This is a genomic window from Streptomyces sp. MnatMP-M17 (assembly GCF_900091995.1).
Taxonomy (GTDB): Bacteria; Actinomycetota; Actinomycetes; order Streptomycetales; family Streptomycetaceae; genus Streptomyces.
On the sequence record NZ_FMDK01001027.1, the window covers coordinates 1 to 3,055 of the forward strand.

The window sequence follows — 3,055 nt, forward strand, 5'->3', positions numbered from 1 at the left end:
GGCGCCGGAACGTCCGCCGGGCGGGCCGCCCCGGACACCGGCACCGCCACCGACGCGGTGACGAGCGCGGCGAGCAGGGCGCGGCGTGGGCGGCTGCCGAGGAGGCGGTGGCTGCGCGGACGACTGCTGCGCGGACGGGACGCCATAGGTGGTGATCCTTCCGTACCGGATGTTCTTCGTACTTCCGGTACGGACGGTAGGGAGCGCGCCCTGTGGTCGGCGTCCCGCCGAGGAGCTCACCTCACATGTAGCTCTGAGGTACTACAGGCGCTCTGAAGTACTACGGGCAGGGCTCGAAGGGGGGTCTGCCGGACCCCTGGCAGAGCCGGGCCCCTTTGGCATCCGACGGAGGCACTCGGCCGGTGTTGGCTGGAGGAGTACCACCCAGGAACACCGCGCAGGAAGGCAATCCCATGACAGAGCCGACACGCATCACCACGCCCTTCGACGCCCGGTCCACCGCCGCAGAAGTGGTGGCCGGTATCGATCTCACCGGCCGCCGCGCCATTGTGACCGGCGCCGCCTCCGGTATCGGTGTCGAGACCGCACGCGCGCTCGCCGACGCGGGCGCGGAAGTGACACTGGCGGTACGGAACACCGCGGCCGGTGCCGAGGTCGCCGAGAACATCAGGGCGACCACCGGCAACAAGAAGGTCCAGGTCGCGCCGCTCGATCTCGGCGACCAGGGCTCCGTCGAGGCGTTCATCGCCGCGTGGGACGGCCCGCTCCATATCCTCGTCAACAACGCGGGCGTGATGACACCTCCCGAGACGCGGACACCGGAGGGCTGGGAGCTCCAGTTCGCCACCAACCATCTCGGCCACTTCGCGCTCACCACCGGTCTGCACTCCGCGCTGGTGGCGGCCGGCCGGGCCCGGGTCGTGGCGCTCAGCTCGGTGGGACATGTCGGGAGCCCGGTGGACTTCGACGACATCGACTTCGTCACGCGCCCGTACGATCCCGGGACCGCCTACGCCCAGTCCAAGACGGCCAACGCCCTCTTCGCGGTCGAGGCGAACCGGCGCTGGGCCGTTGACGGCATCACCGTCAACGCGGTGCATCCCGGGGCCATCCTGTCGAATCTGACGCGGCACATGGACCAGGAGCAGCTCGCCGGTGCGATCGCGGGCGGCACGTATGTCTTCAAGACGCCCGAACAGGGTGCGGCCACGTCCGTGCTGGTCGCGACCTCGCCGCAGCTCGAAGGCGTGGGCGGCCGGTACTTCGAGGACTGCGGCGAGGCCCGCCGCCATGTCCCTGGCGGCCCGCGCGAAGGCGTCGCGGACCACGCTCTCGACGCCGACGCGGCCGTCCGTCTGTGGCAGGTGTCCCTCGACAAAATCGCCGAGTCGAAGCGCCTCCGGACCGCGTGACCGCCGCTTGACCTGATGCGCCCGTAACCCTGATGCGCCCGTCCGGCGCCGTCCGGCTGGTTACCGTCTCTTGGGGCGGGCGCGTACGTGCATCCGTTCGCCCTGCTGTCCGAACAGGCTGAGGAATTCGACCGGTTCCGGGCCCGCGCAGGCGAAGACATGCGGAGTGCGGGTGTCGAACTCGGCGGCTTCTCCGGCGGTGAGTACGAGGTCGTGCTCACCGAGCCACAGCCGCAGCCGGCCGGCCAGGACGTAGAGCCACTCGTAGCCCTCGTGCACCCGCTGCTCCAGATCCGCGCAGCCGCCCTTGCGAGGTGGCATGACCAGCTTGTACGCCTGGAGCCCGCCGAGATGGCGGGTCAGCGGTACGAAGGTCATGCCGTCGCGGGTGAAGGGACGCGGGTGGATACGCGGGTCGCCCGTCGACGGCGCGCCGACCAGTTCGTCCAGAGGTACGCCGTACGCCTTCGCCAGCGGCAGCAGCAGTTCCAGGGTGGGCTTGCGCTGCCCGGACTCCAGGCGCGACAGCGTACTGAGGGAGATCCCGGTCGACTCGCTGAGCTCGGCCAGTGTGGTGCCCTGGTCCCGGCGCAGGGCCCGCAGGCGCGGGCCCACGGCGGTCAGGACGGTGGAGAGGTCGTCGTCTGCCATTCCTCCATTTGCTGTCTTGGCAACAAGGTTTGTCAAACGCCGTGCCCTGGGCGGAGTATCTCCAGCGGACGGAGGTACGTCATATGAATCAACAAACACGGCATATCGCCACGGGTGTCGGCCAGGACCGTGAACGGCGCCGGGACGACCAGGACCTCTGGGACGTCGTGGTCGTCGGCGGCGGAGCGGCCGGGCTGAGCGGCGCGCTGACGCTGGCGCGGGCACGCCGCTCGGTGCTGGTGATCGACGCGGGCCGACCACGCAACGCGCCCGCGTCCCATGTCCACACCTATCTGGCCCGTGAAGGGACACCGCCCTCGCGGCTGCTGGCCACCGGCCGCGAGGAGGTGACCGGTTACGGCGGCGAGATCATCGAGGGCAGCGCGGTGGCGGCCGAGCGGCTGGCGGACGGCGGTTTCCGCGTCGCGCTGGCGGACGGTTCGGCGGTCACGGCGCGCAGGCTGCTGGTGACCACCGGCCTGGTGGACGAGCTGCCTCCGGTGCCGGGCCTGGCCGAGCGGTGGGGCCGCGAGGTGCTGCACTGCCCGTACTGCCACGGCTGGGAGGTACGCGACCAGCCGATCGGCGTTCTGGCCACCGGGCCGATGGCGGTGCACCAGGCACTGCTGTGGCGGCAGTGGAGCGAGGACGTGACCTTGTTCCGGCACACCGCGCCCGAGTTCGAGGACGAGGAGTACGAGCGACTGGCCGCGCGCGGTGTCGCCGTGGTGGACGGAGAGGTCTCCGGGCTGGAGATCACCGACGGCCGGCTGACCGGTGTGATCCTGGCCGGAGGCCGGGTGTTCTCCCGCCGCGCCCTGGCCGTCGCCGCGCGTTTCACCGCCCGCGCCGACTTCCTCACGGGCCTGGGTCTCGAAGCCACCGAGCAGGGGATGGGCGGACAGGTGATCGGCAGCCGTATCGTCTCCGGTCCGTCCGGGACGACGGAGGTACCGGGCGTCTGGGTGGCCGGCAATGTCACCGAGCTGACCGAGACAGTCATCGGCTCGGCCGCCGCGGGTGTACGGGCC

General features: G+C 70.9%; 3 protein-coding genes. 2 read left to right on the forward strand and 1 reads right to left on the reverse strand.

Annotated features, from left to right (window positions below):
- Positions 1-413: 413 nt before the first annotated feature.
- On the forward strand, positions 414-1,373 hold the full coding sequence (locus GA0115259_RS35375; protein WP_093604457.1) for an SDR family NAD(P)-dependent oxidoreductase: 960 nt from the start codon (positions 414-416) through the stop codon (positions 1,371-1,373).
- A 60-nt stretch (positions 1,374-1,433) separates the two neighbouring features.
- On the opposite strand, the gene GA0115259_RS35380 is transcribed toward GA0115259_RS35375, so the two are convergent.
- Positions 1,434-2,024, reverse strand: a complete 591-nt coding sequence (locus GA0115259_RS35380; protein WP_093604459.1) for a helix-turn-helix domain-containing protein — start codon at positions 2,022-2,024, stop codon at positions 1,434-1,436.
- Positions 2,025-2,107: 83 nt separating this feature from the next.
- Here GA0115259_RS35380 and GA0115259_RS35385 point away from each other — a divergent pair.
- On the forward strand, positions 2,108-3,055 hold a 948-nt coding region (locus GA0115259_RS35385), incomplete at its 3' end, for an NAD(P)/FAD-dependent oxidoreductase (protein ID WP_093604461.1).

What these genes read in the sequence shown, in the direction of transcription:
- GA0115259_RS35375 (WP_093604457.1), top strand. Translation starts at nt 414, where the DNA reads ATGACAGAGCCGACACGCATCACCACGCCCTTCGACGCCCGGTCCACC.
- GA0115259_RS35380 (WP_093604459.1), bottom strand. Translation starts at nt 2,024, where the DNA reads ATGGCAGACGACGACCTCTCCACCGTCCTGACCGCCGTGGGCCCGCGC.